The organism is Promicromonospora sp. NPDC110617 (assembly GCF_055598465.1).
On sequence record NZ_JBVKBM010000001.1, the window covers coordinates 804,994 to 820,932 of the forward strand.

Consider the following 15,939-nt stretch of genomic DNA (forward strand, 5'->3'; position numbering starts at 1 on the left):
TCGACCAGCGGGTGGGTCCGCAACCCGGGGACCACGTAAGAAGGTCGAGGATGACCCAGCAGACCACCCCACCCGTCGTCGAGATGACCGGTATCAGCGTCGAGTTCCCGCCGGTCAAGGCCCTCGACGGCGTCGACTTCAGCCTGCGCCCCGGTGAGATCCACGCCCTCATGGGCGAGAACGGCGCGGGCAAGTCCACCCTGATCAAGGCCCTGACGGGCATCCACTCGCCGACGGCGGGGACCATCCGCGTCGACGGCGTCGAGCGCCGCTTCAGCGGTCCCGCCGACGCCCGGGCGCACGGCGTCAGCACCGTGTACCAGGAGGTCAACCTCTGCGAGAACCTCACGGTCGCGGAGAACATCATGCTCGGTGCGGAGCCGCGGGTGCTGGGCGGCCTGAACTGGCGGGCGATCCGTCGGCAGGCGGCGACGCACCTGGAACGGATGGGCCTGGACATCGACCCGGCGTCGTCCCTGGGGTCGCACTCGCTCGCGGTGCAGCAGCTCGTGGCGATCTGCCGGGCCACGGTGGGCGACTGCAAGGTGCTCATCCTCGACGAGCCCACCTCCAGCCTGGACACGGACGAGGTCGAGCACCTGTTCACCGTCATGCGCGCGCTGCGTGCCGACGGCGTCGCGATCCTGTTCGTCAGCCACTTCCTGGACCAGGTCTACGAGGTCTCCGACCGGATGACGGTGCTGCGCAACGGCACCCTCGTGGGGGAGTACGTGACCGCCGACCTGCCCGCCGCGGAGCTGGTACAGCACATGATCGGCCGGTCCATGGACGTCCTGGAGGCCGCGGAGGAGGTGCTGGAGCAGGCCGAGCGCCCCGCCGACGCCACCCCGCTGCTGCAGGTGGTCGGCCTGGGCCGCAAGGGTTCGGTGCAGCCGTTCGACCTCGACCTGTACGAGGGGGAGGTGGTCGGCCTCGCCGGGCTGCTCGGCTCGGGCCGCACGGAGCTGGCGCGTCTGCTCACGGGCGCCGACCGGGCCGACGTCGGGCAGGCCCGCGTGTCCGGGCGGCCGACGCGCCTGCGGAACCCGCGCGCGGCGATGCGCCACCGCATCGCGTACACGTCCGAGGACCGCAAGGGTGAGGGCGTCGTGGACGGCCTGACCGTGCGCGAGAACATCGTGCTCGCGCTCCAGGCGGAGCGCGGCTGGATGCGGCCGCTGCCCCGCAAGCAGGTGGACGAGCTGGTCGCGCGGTACATCAAGCAGCTCGGCATCCGGCCCGCCAACCCGGAGGCGCTCCTGCGCAACCTGTCCGGCGGCAACCAGCAGAAGGTGCTGCTCGCGCGGTGGCTCGCCACCGCCCCGAAGCTGCTGGTGCTGGACGAGCCGACGCGCGGCATCGACGTCGGCGCCAAGGCGGAGATCCAGAAGCTGGTGGCCGAGCTGGCCGCCGACGGCATGTCCGTCGTCTTCATCTCCGCGGAGCTCGAGGAGGTGCTGCGCATCTCGCACCGCATCGCGGTGCTGCGCGACCGGCGCAAGGTGGCGGAGATCGACGGAGGAGGAGCCACGATGGACCAGGTGGTCGACCTCATCGCGGGAGGTGGGGCGGCATGAGGGACGTCCTGCGCCACCATCTCTTCTGGCCCGTGGCCGCGCTCGTCGCGCTGCTGGTCGCCAACACGGTCGCCCGGCCCGGCTTCCTGGCGGTCACCGTCCGGGACGGCCACCTCTTCGGGGCCCCGATCGACATCCTGCGGACGACGGCGCCCCTGCTGCTCGTCGCCCTCGGCATGACGCTGGTCATCGCGACGCGCGGCATCGACCTGTCGGTCGGCGCGGTGGTCGCGGTCTCCGGGGCGGTCGCGCTGTCGCACATCGCGTCGTCGCCGAACCCCGACTCGCCCGTCACGGTGCTCACCGCGATCGCGCTGGCCCTGGCGCTGTGCCTGGTGCTGGGCGTGTGGAACGGGTTCCTGGTCTCGGTGCTCGGCATCCAGCCGATCATCGCCACGCTCATCCTCATGACGGCGGGCCGTGGCGTGGCCATGCTGATCACGGGCGGCATGATCACCACGGTCAACAGCGCGCCCTTCAAGGTGCTGGGCTCCGGGTTCTGGCTCGGGCTGCCCGTGGCCGCCGTCATCGCGTTCGGCGTCTTCGCCGTGGTCGCGTTCGTCGTGCGGCGCACCGCGCTCGGCATGCTGCTGGAGGCCACGGGCATCAACCCGGCCGCCAGCCGGCTCTCCGGCGTGCGGTCCCGGACGCTGACCTGGACCGTGTACACGGCGTCAGGCCTGTTCGCGGGCCTGGCCGGCTTGCTGATCAGCGCCGACACCATGGCGGCCGACGCCAACAACGCCGGCCTGTTCATCGAGCTCGACGCCATCCTCGCGGTGGTGATCGGCGGGACGGCGCTCTCGGGCGGCAAGTTCAACCTGTCCGGCACCCTGGTCGGCGCGCTGGTCATCGCCACCCTGGAGCGGACCGTCACCGTGCTCGGCATCTCGCCGCTGGTCACGCCCCTGTTCATGGCGCTCGTCGTGATCGCCGTGACCCTGCTCCAGTCGCCACGGATGCGGGAGCGGCTCACGGCCGCACGCCGCCGCCAGGTCATGACACCGACCGAGCCGCAGACCGCCGCTCGGCCCGACTCGACTCCCGGCTCGACTCCTGGCTCGACTCCCGACTCGACGGAGGTGAAGGCCGGATGACGACGTCGGCCCCCGCCCGTACCCCGCGCGTCCGGCGCGGGCAGTGGCTCCCCACCCGGCTGGACCGGCGCTACCTGCCGGTGCTCGGCACGTTCGTGGTGCTCGCCCTCATGCTGATCGTGGGCGGCACCCGGTACGAGAACTTCCTGACGCCCGCCGTGATCTCCAACCTGTTCATCAACAACGCGCACCTCATCGTGCTCGCGGTGGGCATGACGTTCGTGATCCTCACGGGCGGCATCGACCTGTCGGTCGGGTCGGTCCTGGCGCTGTCCACGGTGATCACCGCGGCGCTGCTCCAGGCCGGCTGGCCGGTGGGGGTGGTGATCCCGCTCGCCGTGCTCGCCGGGACGGTGATCGGCCTGGCGCACGGCGTGATGATCCACTACTTCCAGGTGCAGCCGTTCGTCGCGACCCTCGCGGGCATGTTCCTCGCGCGCGGGCTCTGCTTCCTCATCGCGCCGGAGTCCATCGCCATCGACAACCCGGCGTTCATCGAGCTGGCCACCTGGGTGCAGATCTTCGGTGAGTGGCGCATGACCTCCAGCGTGCTGATCGCACTGATCGTGGTAGGCCTCGGGTTCCTGGTGCTGCACTTCACGCGGTTCGGCCGCACCGTCTACGCGATCGGCGGCGGCGAGCAGTCCGCGCTGCTCATGGGCCTGCCCGTGGCCCGCACCAAGGTGCTCGCCTACGTGGTGAGCGGCACCTGCGCCGGGCTCGGCGGACTGTTGTTCGCGATGGCCTTCCGGTCCGGGTACTCGCTGACCGGCGTCGGCATGGAGCTCGACGCCATCGCCGCCGTCGTCATCGGCGGCACGCTGCTCACGGGCGGCACCGGGTTCGTGCTCGGTTCCGTGCTCGGCGTGCTGGTGCTCGGCCTGATCCAGACCATCATCACGTTCGAGGGCACCCTCAGCTCCTGGTGGACCAAGATCGTGATCGGCGTGCTGCTGCTGATCTTCGTGCTGCTCCAGCGCGTCCTGAGCCTCCGCCGCACGTAACCCTCATACCCGACCCCTGACTCGCCGCACCGCCTGCGCCGAGTCAGGGGTGCAGTCCCATCCGACAGCCACAACGACGTGACGAAAGGAAGTACAACGATGAAGAGATCGACCAGACGCAGGACCGCCCTCGTGGCGGCGGCACTGAGCCTGGGGCTTGCCGTCCCCGGGGTCGCGGCGGCCACGACGCCCGCCGTCGGCCCGGCCGCGCCTGCCCAGGAGCCCGCACCGACGTCGGGCACCGCCGCAGATGGCGACCACGCCGCCTATTTCTTCCCCTACTTCACGGGCGAGTCCACCGCGGACGGCGAGACCATCTCGTTCGCCGTCTCGGACGGGCCCGACCCGCTGGAGTGGACCACCCTGAACGGCGGCGAGCCCGTGCTCACCTCCGACCTCGGGACGACGGGCCTGCGCGACCCGTTCCTGATCCGCGGCGGCGACGGCACCTACTACCTGCTCGCCACCGACCTGCAGATCTACGGCGGCGGCAACTTCGGCGACGCCCAGGAGACCGGCAGCCGGTCGATCATGGTCTGGGAGTCCACCGACCTCGTGAGCTGGGGCGAGCAGCGCGAGATCGAGCTGGCCCCCGAGAACGCCGGCAACCTCTGGGCGCCCGAGGCCTACTGGGACGAGGCGGCGAGGGAGTTCGTCGTCTACTGGGCCTCCGCCCTGTACCCGGCCGACGTCCCGCCAGCCGAGCGCGACATCCGGGACTCCTACCAGCGCATGCTCTACGCGACGACCACCGACTTCGAGACGTTCTCGGAGCCGCAGCCCTGGATCGACGAACCGCAAGGCGACGGCCTCGGCATGATCGACTCCACCGTCCAGGAGGAGGACGGCGTCTACTACCGCCTCACCAAGGACGAGTTGTACATGGGGATGCGGCAGGAGTCGTCCACCGACCTGCGCCGCACCCAGGGCGTGTCCGACGGCGACGGCTGGGACCTGATCAAGGAGCGCGTCGGGTTCGGGCAGCCCAACCCCTGGGGCGGCACGTTCACCGGCGGCGAGGGGCCCACGGTGTTCCCGTCGCTCACCGACGACCGCTGGTTCCTGCTCCAGGACCAGCCCAGCTACCACGGCGGCCAGGGCTACATGCTCTTCGAGACCGACGACCTGAGCAGCGGCGAGTGGACCGCCAACCTCGACGCGATCCTGCCGGCCAGCCCCCGGCACGGCACCGTGCTGCCGATCACCGCTGAGGAGCGGGACCGCCTGCTGGCCGCGTACCCGCCCGCGGAGACCCCGGTCCAGGAGCACACGCTGGACGTCGACGCCGACGCCGCGGGCACGGAGATGAGCGACGACCTCTACGGCGTCTTCTACGAGGACATCAACTACGCGGCCGACGGCGGCCTGTACGCCGAGCTGGTCCGCAACCGGTCCTTCGAGTTCGCCGCGACCGACAACTCGAGCTTCACCGGCATGACCGGCTGGGACGTGGTGCAGCGGGGCGGCTCAGGTACGGCCACGGTGCAGTCCGAGCGTGGCCAGTGGCTCAACGACAGCAACCGCGCCTACCTGACGGTCCAGGCCGACGGCCCCGGCGTCGGCGTCCGGAACGCGAGCTACAACGAGGGCTTCGCGATCGAGAAGCGCGCGAAGTACGACTTCTCCGTGTTCGCCCGCGCCGAGCGGGGACAGCGCCTCACGGTCAGCCTGGAGTCCCCGGACGGGATGACGACGTACGCCTCCACCACGGTGAGCGTCAACGGCTCCGACCGCTGGAAGAAGCACACGGCCACCCTCACCGCGAACCGCACCGTGAACGACGCCCGGCTCGTGGTGACCGGCGGCGCTCGCGGCACGTTGCGCCTGGACATGGTCTCGCTGTTCCCGCGCGACACCTGGGTGGGCCCGGTGAACGGTCGCTCGGCGCTGCGCAAGGACCTCGCCGAGAAGGTCGCCGACCTGGAGCCGTCGTTCCTGCGGTTCCCCGGCGGCTGCGTCACCAACGTGGGCACCTTCGACACGTACCTGGAGTCGGACGGCGCCGACCGCCGTCGGACCTACCAGTGGAAGGAGACCATCGGGCCGGTCGAGGAGCGGCCCACCAACTGGAACTTCTGGGGCTACAACCAGACCTACGGCCTGGGCTACCTGGAGTACTTCGAGTTCGCCGAGGACCTGGGCGCCACGCCCCTGCCGGTGCTCTCGGTGGGCGCCAACGGCTGCGGCAGCACCATCCCCGAGATGACCGACGACGCCCGCATCGACCGCTGGGTGCAGGACACCGTGGACCTCATCGAGTTCGCCAACGGGTCGGTGCGGACCGAGTGGGGCAAGGTGCGTGCCTCGCTGGGCCACCCCAAGCCGTTCGGCCTGAAGTACATCGGCCTGGGCAACGAGGAGAACACGGACACCTTCCAGGCCAACTTCCCGCGGTTCCGCGACGCCGTCGAGGCCGCCCACCCGGAGGTCACCGTGATCTCGAACTCCGGCCCGGACGACACCGGCGCCCGGTTCGAGGAGCTGTGGGACTTCAACCGCGAGCAGGGCGTCGCGATGGTCGACGAGCACTACTACAACGACCCGTCGTGGTTCCTGTCGAACACCGAGCGGTACGACTCCTACGACCGCGAGGGGCCGCACGTCTTCCTCGGCGAGTACGCCTCGCGGGGCAACGCGTGGTCGAACGCGCTGTCCGAGGCGGCGTACATGACCGGGATCGAGCGCAACTCCGACCTCGTGGAGCTCGCGTCCTACGCCCCGATGTTCGCCAACGAGGACTACGTGCAGTGGTCCCCGGACATGATGTGGTTCGACAACGACGAGTCGTGGGGCTCGACGTCGTACTGGACGCAGAAGATGTTCATGACGAACACGGGTGACCAGGTGGTGCCGTCCACGCACGACGGCCCGGAGGAGACGCCCGCCGACATCTCGGGCGGCGTCTTCCTGTCCACCTGGAACACCCGGGCGGCCTACGACGACGTCGTGGTCACCGACAACGCGTCCGGCGACGTGCTCTTCTCGGACTCGTTCGACGACGCGTCCGGCTGGGACCCCCAGTCCGGCACGTGGGCCGTGGCGGACGGCGAGTACGTGCAGTCGGCCGGGAACGTCACCGACGCGCGCTCGATCATCACGGACGCGTACGCCAAGGACTGGGACAACTACACCCTGGAGCTCGACGCCCGGAAGCTGGGCGGCAGCGAGGCGTTCCTGATCGGCTTCGCCGCCGGCGGCCGGGACGACTTCTACTGGTGGAACCTCGGCGGGTGGAACAACACCCGGCAGGCGCTGCAGCGGGCCGACAACAGCTCGGCGAACGAGGTGGCGGCCGTGGAGGGGCACTCGATGGAGACCGGCCGGGACTACCACGTGAAGATCGTGGTCTCGGGTCGCACCATCAAGCTCTACCTCGACGGCGCGCTGCAGATGACGTACACCGAGCCGACCACCGAGTCGCTGTACCAGGTGGTCACGCGCGACGAGCGCACCGGCGACCTGGTGCTCAAGGTGGTCAACCCGTACGAGTCGGTCGCGCGCACGTCGGTGTCGCTCGCCGGGGCGAAGGTGGACTCCCGGGCGTCCGTGACCGAGATGAGCGGGGCGCCGTCGGCCAGGAACACCAAGACCCAGCCCGAACGGGTGGTGCCCGTCGAGAGCAGGACGCGGCTCGACGTGTCCCGCTCCGGTGGTGGGTCGGCGTTCACATACGACTTCCCGGCCCACTCGATCACGTTCCTGCGGCTTCAGGAGCGTTAGCCGGTTCACGCCCACGGGACCACCGTCACCCCGTACGGTGGTCCCGTGAGCAAGCTGCCCGAGGACGTCCGGGAACGCCCCATGCCTGATCCTGCCGAGCTACGTCAGCTGGTCGCCGACCTCCGCCGCCTGGTGCTGACCTACAAGTTCGGGATCGACGAGGTCATGACCAAGATCTCGATCCTCCGGGACGAGTTCCGGCACATGCAGAACTACAACCCCGTGGAGCACGTGGGGTCGCGGCTCAAGTCGTTCGAGTCGATCGTCGCCAAGTGCCGGCGCAAGGGCATCCCGCTCACGCCGGATGGCGTGCGGGGCCAGATGTTCGACATCGCCGGGGTGCGGATCACCTGCAGCTTCGTCAACGACATCTACCTGGTGCGCGACATGCTGCTCCAGCAGGCGGACCTGACGCTGCTGGAGGAGCGCGACTACATCAAGCACCCGAAGGCGACGGGGTACAAGTCGCTGCACCTCATCGTGCAGATCCCCGTGTACCTGTCCGACCGGGTCGAGAAGGTGATCGTCGAGATCCAGCTCCGGACCATCGCCATGGACTTCTGGGCGAGCCTGGAGCACAAGATCTACTACAAGTACGACGGCGACGTGCCCCGCCACCTGACGGACTCGCTCAAGCTCGCCTCCGACGTCGCGTGGTCGCTCGACACCTCGATGGAACGCATCCACGACGAGGTCAAGGCGATCTCGGGCGACGAGGAGCCCGTGGCGAGCCGGCACAACCTGCACACGCCGGAGGAGATGCTGCGCGACTTCTGGCGCGCGGCGGAGGCGGACGGCGGCTTCGGCTTCGACAGCGAGACCTGACCCCCGCCCCGCCGGTCGAGCTCAGCCATCGTTGGTCGAGCTTGTCGAGACCTTCCCAGGTCTCGACAAGCTCGACCAGCGTTCGGGCTAGCGGGTCGACAGGGACCCCGACAGCGCTGTCCACGACTCCGGCGGCAGGGTCACCGTCGTGGTCGTGCCGCCGCGCCCGGCGACGCGGCCCGCGACGTCGAACGCGCCCCAGTGCTTCTCGGCCACCTTCGCCGCGTGCTCCGGTCCGACGACGGCGGGCTCGTGGTCGGCCGTCATCGACCAGCCCTCGCTGATCCCGAGCGCCGCGCCCGGGTGCGCCAGCTCGACCTCGACCGGCTCGGGGGAGCGGTTGGTCAGGAACAGCGCCACGGCGCCGTCCGACAGCGTGGCCGCCGCTGTCACCGACGGCACCTCGCCGTGGGCCTTGGTCGTGATCGTGGGCGTGGTCACGCGCAGGTCGAGCGCCTCGCCCTGCGCGAGCCGCGCCGTCGTCGCGAACGGGTGGAACGTGGGCTGCCGCCAGGCCTCGCCGGCCGGCTCGGTCATGATCGGCGCGATGACGTTGACGAGCTGGGCCAGGCACGCCACGGGCACCCGGTCGGCGTGGTTCAGGAGCGTGACCAGCAGGTCGCCCACCACCACGGCGTCGAGCCCCGAGTAGACGTCCTCGATGATGCGCGGGGCGTCCCGCTGGATCGGCAGGTTCTCCTCGCCCGGGAACCGCGTGGTCAGGTACCAGACGTTCCACTCGTCGAAGCTGACGGTGATCTTCTTGTCGGAGCGGCGCTGCGCCCCCACCGCGTCGGCCGAGGACACGACCCGCTCGATGAACCGGTCCATCGCGGTGCCCGAGCCGAGGAACGACGCGCGGTCGCCGTCGACCTCCTCGTAGTAGGCGTGCATCGAGATGTGGTCCACCAGGTCGTACGTGTACTCCAGGACGGTGCGCTCCCACTCGCCGAACGTGGGCATCTGCATCGAGGAGGAGCCGCAGGCCACGAGCTCGATCGACGGGTCCACGAGCTTCATCGCGGCGCCCGCGTTGCGGGCCAGCTTGCCGTACTCGTGCGCGTCCTTGTGCCCGATCTGCCACGGGCCGTCCATCTCGTTGCCCAGGCACCAGAGCTTGACCCCGTAGGGCTTCTCCCGGCCGTTGGCGATGCGCAGGTCGGCCCAGCGGGTGCCGGCCTCGCCGTTGCAGTACTCGAGCAGGGCCACGGCCTCCTCGACGCCGCGCGTGCCGAGGTTGACCGCCATCATCGGCTGGATGCCCTCGCGCTCGGCCCACTGCAGGAACTCGTCGGTGCCCACGAGGTTGGGCTCCACGGTGCGCCAGGCGAGGTCGAGGAACGGCTTGCGCTGCTCCACGGGCCCGACGGCGTCCTCCCACCGGTAGTTCGACACGAAGTTGCCGCCCGGGTACCGGACGGTCGTGACGCCCAGCTCGCGGGTCAGGTCGGCGACGTCACGGCGGAAGCCGTGCTCGTCCGACGTCGGATGGCCGGGCTCTTGGATGCCCGTGTACACGGCGCGCCCCAGGTGCTCCACGAAGGAGCCGAAGAGGCGGCGATCGACGGTACCCACGGTGAAGTCGGGGTGCAGCAGGACGCGGGTGCGGGAGGTCGTCATTGTTCCTCGCTGATCGGTCGGCGGTTCTACAACGTTGCACACTAGCCGATGGACGACGCGGCAGCGATGCCCGTCCTCTACCCTGTGGAAAAACCGGACGAGCGGAGGCAGGCAGCGTGGCCGTGACGATGCACGACGTGGCGCAGCGCGCGGGCGTCTCCATCAAGACCGTGTCGAACGTGGTGAACGGCTACCCGTACATCCGGGCCGCCACCAAGGAACGCGTCGAGGCCGCGATCGAGGAGCTGGGCTACCGCGTCAACATGTCCGCGCGAAACCTGCGCACGCGGCGGACCGGGCTGATCACGCTCGCGGTCCCGGAGCTGTCGCTCCCGTACTTCGCGGAGCTGGCCGACGCCGTCATCTCGGCCGCCGACGCCGCCGGCTGGACCGTGCTCATCGAGCAGACCAGCGCCAGCCGCGAGCGGGAGACCGAGGTGCTCTCGGGCCGGCGTCGCCACCTGACCGACGGGCTGATCTTCTCGCCGCTGGCGCTCGGGCCCGACGACATCGGCCTGTTCACCGTGGACTTCCCGCTGGTGATCCTCGGCGAGCGCGTGTTCGGCGCGCCCGCCGACCACGTGACGATGAACAACGTGGCCGCGGCCAAGGCGGCGACGCTCCACCTGGCCTCGCTCGGTCGGCGTCGGATCGCGGTGATCGGGGCGCACGAGGGGGAGCAGGTGGGGTCGGCCGCGCTGCGCACCGAGGGCTACCGTGCGGGGCTGGCGGAGGCCGGGCTGCCGTTCGACCCGGAGCTGGTGGGCGAGGCGGGCCTCTGGCACCGCTCGACCGGCGCCGAGACGATGAGCCGGATGCTCGACGACGGGGTGGAGATCGACGCCGTCTTCGCGCTCAACGACGCCCTGGCGCTCGGCGCGCTGCACGCCCTGCACGCGCACCGGATCGACGTGCCGGGGCAGGTCGCGCTCATCGGGTTCGACGACGTCGACGACGCGCGGTACTCCGTCCCCGCGCTCTCGTCCGTGGACCCGGGCCGGGACCAGATCGCGCACACCGCGGTGGAGCTGCTGCTGGAGCGCATCGGTGCGTCCGGCGAACCGGCGCCGTTCCGCAGGGTCGTGCCGGACTCCCGGATCGTGGGCCGCGAGTCCACGGGCGAGGACGGCGAGGTCGTCGGCGTGCAGCCGGGCGGCACGGAACAGGTGGCGGCAGACCTCACCTGGGCCTGACCGGCGCCCGGAGGGTGGTCGGTGGTTCGTCAGGTGATCGGCACCTCGGACTACCGATCACCTGACGAACTACCGATCACTGAGGTGCACCCCTTGCCACGGCGGCATGGTTGCCGGTAGAACGGTGCCCGGCGTTTCCTACAACGTTGAAAAGTGACCCGGTGACGACGCCGGGAGCGACGTGGTCCCTCGACCGCGGAGCACCGAATCAAGGAGGACTCGGATGCGTACTTCAGCCCGACGCCGAGGCGTGGCCGCCGCAGCCGCCGTGGCCGTATCCGCCGTCGGCCTCACGGCCTGCTCCGGCGGCGGCGGGGGCGCCGAGGAGGCGACCTGCACCAACGAGATCAAGCAGCCCGACGCCGCACAGGTGACGGTGTGGGCGTGGTACCCGTCGTTCGAGTCGGTCGTGGACAACTTCAACGAGACCCACACCGACCTGCAGGTCTGCTGGACCAACGCGGGCCAGGGCGCCGACGAGTACAACAAGTTCCAGACCGCCATCGAGGCCGGCACCGGCGCGCCCGACGTGATCATGCTCGAGGCCGAGGTGCTGCCCACCTTCACGATCCTCGAGTCCCTCGTGGACCTGTCCGAGTACGGCGCCGCCGAGCTGGAGGGCGACTACACGCCCGGCTCCTGGTCGGACGTCTCCAACGGCGACGCGGTCTACGCGATCCCCGTGGACGGCGGCCCCATGGGCATGCTCTACCGCGCCGACATCTTCGAGGAGTACGGCGTCGAGGTGCCGACCACCTGGGACGAGTTCGCGACCGCCGCCCAGGACCTGCGCGACGCCGGCTTCGAGGGGCACATCACCGACTTCCCGACCAACGGCAACGCCCTCAACTACGCGCTGTTCGCCCAGAACGGCTGGGAGCCGTTCCAGTACGACGCCGCCAAGCCGACCGAGGTGGGCATCACCGTCGACAGCCCGGAGGCCGAGGAGGTCCTGAGCTACTGGAAGGGCCTGATCGACGACGACCTGGTGGCCACGGAGGACGCCTTCACCACCGACTACAACGCGGCGCTCGTGGACGGCACCTACGCCGTCTATCTCGCGGCCGCCTGGGGCCCCGGTTACCTGCAGGGCCTGTCGGAGGCCGACGCCGACGCCGAGTGGCGCGCGGCCCCGCTGCCGCAGTGGGACCCGGAGAACCCGGTGCAGGTGAACTGGGGCGGCTCGACCTTCGCCGTGACCACGCAGTCCGAGCAGCCGGAGGCCGCGGCGACCGTGGCCAAGGAGCTGTTCGACACCGACGAGGCGTGGAAGCTCGGCGTCGAGGAGGCGGCCCTGTGGCCGCAGTGGAAGCCGATGCTGGAGTCGGACTGGTTCACGGGCCTCGAGGCACCGTTCTTCGGCGGGCAGAAGATCAACGAGGAGGTGTTCCTGGACGCGGCCAACGGGTACGAGGGCTTCTCGTTCAGCCCGTTCCAGGTCTACGCCTACGACCAGCAGACCCAGGCCCTGTACGACATGGTGCAGAACGGCACGGACGCCGCGACCGCGCTGGGCACCGTCCAGGACGGCCTCGTCCAGTACGCCACCGAGCAGGGCTTCACGGTCTCCGAATGAGTGCGAGCAAGAGCGTCGTCGCGCCGGCCGCGACCCCGCCGTCCGCGACCCGCCCCACCAGCAAGATCGCCAGCCGGCGGCAGCGCTGGGGATACGTCTACGTAGCGCCGTTCGCCGCGGTGTTCGCCGTGTTCCTCGTGCTGCCGCTGGGCTACGCGCTGTGGATGAGCCTGCACACCAAGGGCATCGCCACGGCCGGACGCAGCGTGTTCGTGGGCGCCGACAACTACGTCAAGGCGTTCACGGACCCGGTGTTCCTGGAGGGCCTGTGGCGGGTGCTCCGGTTCGTGCTGGTGATGGTGCCGGTGCAGATCGTGGTCGCGCTCGTGGCGGCGCTCCTGCTCGACACCCTCGCCACGCGGCTCAGCCGGGCCACACGCCTGCTGATCTTCGTGCCGTACGCGATCCCCGCGGTGATCGGCGCGCTCATGTGGGGCTTCTTGTACAGCCCCCGGTTCGGCCCGGCGCAGGACGTGTTCGCCCTGGTGGGCCTCACGGCGCCGAACTTCCTCAGCTCCGCCAACATCTTCGGGTCGCTCGTCAACATCGTGACCTGGCAGTGGGTGGGCTACTACATGATCATCATCTACGCCGCGCTACGGTCGATCGACCCGTCGGTCTACGAGGCCGCGGTGCTCGACGGCGCGGACGGCCGCCAGATCGCGCTGCGTATCAAGGTGCCGATGATCTCGTCGTCGATGGTGATGATCGTGGTCTTCGCGCTCATCGGCACCCTGCAGTTCTTCACGGAGCCGCAGGTGCTGCGGTCCTCCGCGCAGGGCGCCATCCCGTCCGACTACACCCCGAACATGTACGCGTTCGCCACGGCGTTCAACTACAGCCAGTTCAACTACGCCTCGACGCTGGCGTTCGCGCTCGGCTTCCTCGTGTTCGTGGGCTCGTACGTGTTCCTGTTCCTGACGCGCAAGCAGAGCGGGCTCAAGTGATGGCGACCTCGACCCTGACCTCCCAGGCGACCACCGACCGCACGGCGCGGGACCCGTCCGGCCCCGTGGGCCAGGGCCGCCGCATCGGCTCGCACGTGGTGCTCGTCATCCTGGCGGTCTACTTCGTCGTGCCACTGTGGTGGCTCGCGGTGGCATCCACCAAGACCAACGCGGGCCTGTTCGCCGGAGACGCGCTCTGGTTCGGCTCCGACTTCGCGCTCTGGGACAACATCACGGGGCTGTTCACCCACCAGGGCGGCATCTACTGGACCTGGTTCCGCAACTCCTTCGTGTACGCGGTCGCGGGTGGCGTGGGCGCCACGGTGCTCTCGGTGCTCGCCGGATACGGCCTGGCGAAGTACCGGTTCCGCGGGCGCTCCGTGTTCTTCGCGCTGCTCCTGGGCTCGGTCATGGTGCCGATGACGGCGCTGGTCATCCCCACCTTCGTGCTGCTCAGCGGGATGGGTCTGCTGAACACCATGTGGGCCGTCATCCTGCCGTCGCTGCTCAGCCCGGTCGGCGTCTACCTCGTGCGGGTCTACGCCCAGGACGCGGTGCCGGAGGAGGTGCTCGACGCCGGCCGGGTCGACGGAGCGGGTGAACTTCGGCTCTTCTTCCAGGTGGTCCTGCCGCTGCTGCGCCCGGCGATCGTGACTGTGCTGCTCCTCACCACCGTCGCCACGTGGAACAACTTCTTCCTCCCGCTGGCCGTGCTCCGCGACCCGAACCTGCTGCCCGTGACGGTCGGCATCTACAACTGGCAGGCCCTCTCGAACGCCGGCGCGGGCGGCGAACAGGTCTGGAACCTGATCGTCACGGGCTCGTTCCTCTCGGTGGTCCCGCTGGTCGCGGCGTTTCTCTCGTTGCAGAAGTACTGGCAGGGCGGCCTGTCGCTCGGCAGCGTCCGGTGACGTCCGGCGCGCCCGGTCGGGGCGCGCCGGATTCAAGAGTTGACTGTATCGATGCCGTAACCATCCAAGAAGTTCTCCTTACTTACCCGCGACCCCCGCTACGGTGATCCCCGTCACCGAACGATCGTGGCGGTTCTCAGCCGACGCGGTTTTGACCAATGGGCTTGTGAGCGTTCACAATCTGTTGCGTTCACAAAGTGAAGTCGGCCGGGTTGCAGAGACGTTGCCCGGGCAACACTCGAAGAGGAGAAGTCATGGCAAGGAAGCTGTGGGCTACGCGTGGTCTGGCCGCGCTGGCAACGGGCGCGATGGCCGTCTCGCTCGCCGCGTGCGGCGGTGGCGGTGCCGGCGCCGGTGGCGCCGATGGTGGTGCCGGGGACGGCGAGGCCGGCGGCCTCGTGGGTGTGGCCATGCCCACCCAGACGTACGAGCGCTGGATCGCCGACGGCGACGCCGTGAAGACGGGCCTCGAGGAGGCCGGGTACGACGTCGACCTGCAGTTCGCGGGCGACGACATCCCGACCCAGCAGCAGCAGATCGACGCGATGATCAACAAGGGCGCCGAGGCGCTCATCATCGCCTCGATCGACGGCACCGCGCTGGGCAGCCAGCTCGAGGCCGCCGCCGCCGCGGACATCCCGGTCATCTCCTACGACCGCCTGATCCGCGACTCGGAGAACGTCGACTTCTACGTCACGTTCGACAACTACACGGTCGGCGTGCAGCAGGCCACCTCGCTGCTGACCGGCCTGGGCATCCTCGGTGAGGACGGCAAGGAGGCCGCGGACGCGCCCGAGGGCCCGTTCAACGTCGAGCTGTTCGCCGGCTCGCCCGACGACAACAACGCCGGGTTCTTCTTCAACGGCGCGATGTCCGTGCTCCAGCCGTACATCGACGACAAGACGCTCGTCGTGCCCTCGAAGCAGGTCGACTTCGGCACCGTCGCCATCCAGCGCTGGGAGCAGGAGCGCGCGCAGAAGCGCATGGAGGACCTGCTGACCTCCACGTACACCAAGGGTGACGTGACCGTCGACGGCGTGCTGGCCCCGGCCGACGTCATCTCGCGCGGCATCATCACGGCCCTGGAGAACGCGGGCTACGGCAAGGGCGACCTCGCGATGCCGATCATCACGGGCCAGGACGCCGAGGCGTCGTCCGCCAAGCTGATCGTCGACGGCGCGCAGTACTCGACCATCTTCAAGGACACGCGCCTGCTGGCCGAGCAGGCCGTCACCGCCGCCACGTCCTTCCTCGAGGGCAACGACCCCGAGGCGAACGACACCGAGACGTACGACAACGGCAAGAAGATCGTGCCGTCGTACCTGCTGCCCACGGTGATCGTCACCAAGGACAACCTGCAGGCCGAGCTGATCGACTCCGGCTACCTCACCGAGGACGAGGTCGCCTCCGGTCAGGTCGACGAGTAGGTCTGACCTCCTCGCGACAGCCGGCTCCACACCGCTGACCCT

At 69.7% G+C, this 15,939-nt stretch carries 11 protein-coding genes; 10 read left to right on the forward strand and 1 reads right to left on the reverse strand.

All coding sequences use genetic code 11. The features are described from left to right. The first annotated feature begins 50 nt into the window (after positions 1-50). From ACZ7LE_RS03400 to ACZ7LE_RS03420, 5 genes are all read left to right on the forward strand, one after another. Positions 51-1,577, forward strand: a complete 1,527-nt coding sequence (locus ACZ7LE_RS03400; protein ID WP_470401967.1) for a sugar ABC transporter ATP-binding protein — start codon at positions 51-53, stop codon at positions 1,575-1,577. Next, positions 1,574-2,674: an ABC transporter permease gene (locus tag ACZ7LE_RS03405; protein ID WP_470401968.1), complete on the forward strand. Its 1,101-nt coding sequence runs from the start codon at positions 1,574-1,576 to the stop codon at positions 2,672-2,674. Before ACZ7LE_RS03400 ends, ACZ7LE_RS03405 begins: the two co-directional genes overlap by 4 nt. Beyond that, the gene (yjfF, locus tag ACZ7LE_RS03410) at positions 2,671-3,678 is read left to right on the forward strand and encodes a galactofuranose ABC transporter, permease protein YjfF (RefSeq protein ID WP_470401969.1); all 1,008 of its coding nucleotides are present in this window, start codon (positions 2,671-2,673) and stop codon (positions 3,676-3,678) included. The genes ACZ7LE_RS03405 and yjfF overlap by 4 nt, the downstream gene beginning before the upstream one ends. Positions 3,679-3,777: 99 nt before the next feature. After that, positions 3,778-7,398: an alpha-L-arabinofuranosidase C-terminal domain-containing protein gene (locus tag ACZ7LE_RS03415; protein WP_470401970.1), complete on the forward strand. Its 3,621-nt coding sequence runs from the start codon at positions 3,778-3,780 to the stop codon at positions 7,396-7,398. Positions 7,399-7,443: 45 nt separating this feature from the next. Next, positions 7,444-8,223 (forward strand): GTP pyrophosphokinase, encoded by a 780-nt coding sequence (locus ACZ7LE_RS03420; protein ID WP_470401971.1) that lies wholly within the window; start codon positions 7,444-7,446, stop codon positions 8,221-8,223. A gap of 87 nt (positions 8,224-8,310) precedes the next feature. Here the strand turns inward: ACZ7LE_RS03420 and arfA are convergent, their stop codons facing one another. Then, positions 8,311-9,843, reverse strand: coding sequence for an arabinosylfuranosidase ArfA (gene arfA, locus ACZ7LE_RS03425; RefSeq protein ID WP_470401972.1), 1,533 nt, complete (start codon positions 9,841-9,843; stop codon positions 8,311-8,313). A gap of 116 nt (positions 9,844-9,959) precedes the next feature. Between arfA and ACZ7LE_RS03430 the strand changes: the two genes are divergently transcribed. The 5 genes from ACZ7LE_RS03430 to chvE all read left to right on the forward strand — a co-directional run bounded on the left by ACZ7LE_RS03430 (position 9,960) and on the right by chvE (position 15,897). Then, entirely contained in the window at positions 9,960-11,036 is a 1,077-nt protein-coding gene (locus tag ACZ7LE_RS03430; protein WP_470401973.1) for a LacI family DNA-binding transcriptional regulator, read from the forward strand. A 223-nt stretch (positions 11,037-11,259) separates the two neighbouring features. After that, positions 11,260-12,612: an ABC transporter substrate-binding protein gene (locus ACZ7LE_RS03435; protein ID WP_470401974.1), complete on the forward strand. Its 1,353-nt coding sequence runs from the start codon at positions 11,260-11,262 to the stop codon at positions 12,610-12,612. Then, positions 12,609-13,559, forward strand: a complete 951-nt coding sequence (locus tag ACZ7LE_RS03440) for a carbohydrate ABC transporter permease (RefSeq protein WP_470401975.1) — start codon at positions 12,609-12,611, stop codon at positions 13,557-13,559. The genes ACZ7LE_RS03435 and ACZ7LE_RS03440 overlap by 4 nt, the downstream gene beginning before the upstream one ends. Further along, positions 13,559-14,470, forward strand: coding sequence for a carbohydrate ABC transporter permease (locus ACZ7LE_RS03445; RefSeq protein WP_470401976.1), 912 nt, complete (start codon positions 13,559-13,561; stop codon positions 14,468-14,470). The genes ACZ7LE_RS03440 and ACZ7LE_RS03445 overlap by 1 nt, the downstream gene beginning before the upstream one ends. 254 nt (positions 14,471-14,724) lie before the next feature. Continuing rightward, positions 14,725-15,897 carry a multiple monosaccharide ABC transporter substrate-binding protein gene (gene chvE, locus ACZ7LE_RS03450; protein WP_470401977.1) on the forward strand — a complete coding sequence of 391 codons (1,173 nt, stop codon included), beginning with the start codon at positions 14,725-14,727 and terminating at the stop codon, positions 15,895-15,897. Positions 15,898-15,939: the final 42 nt, after the last annotated feature.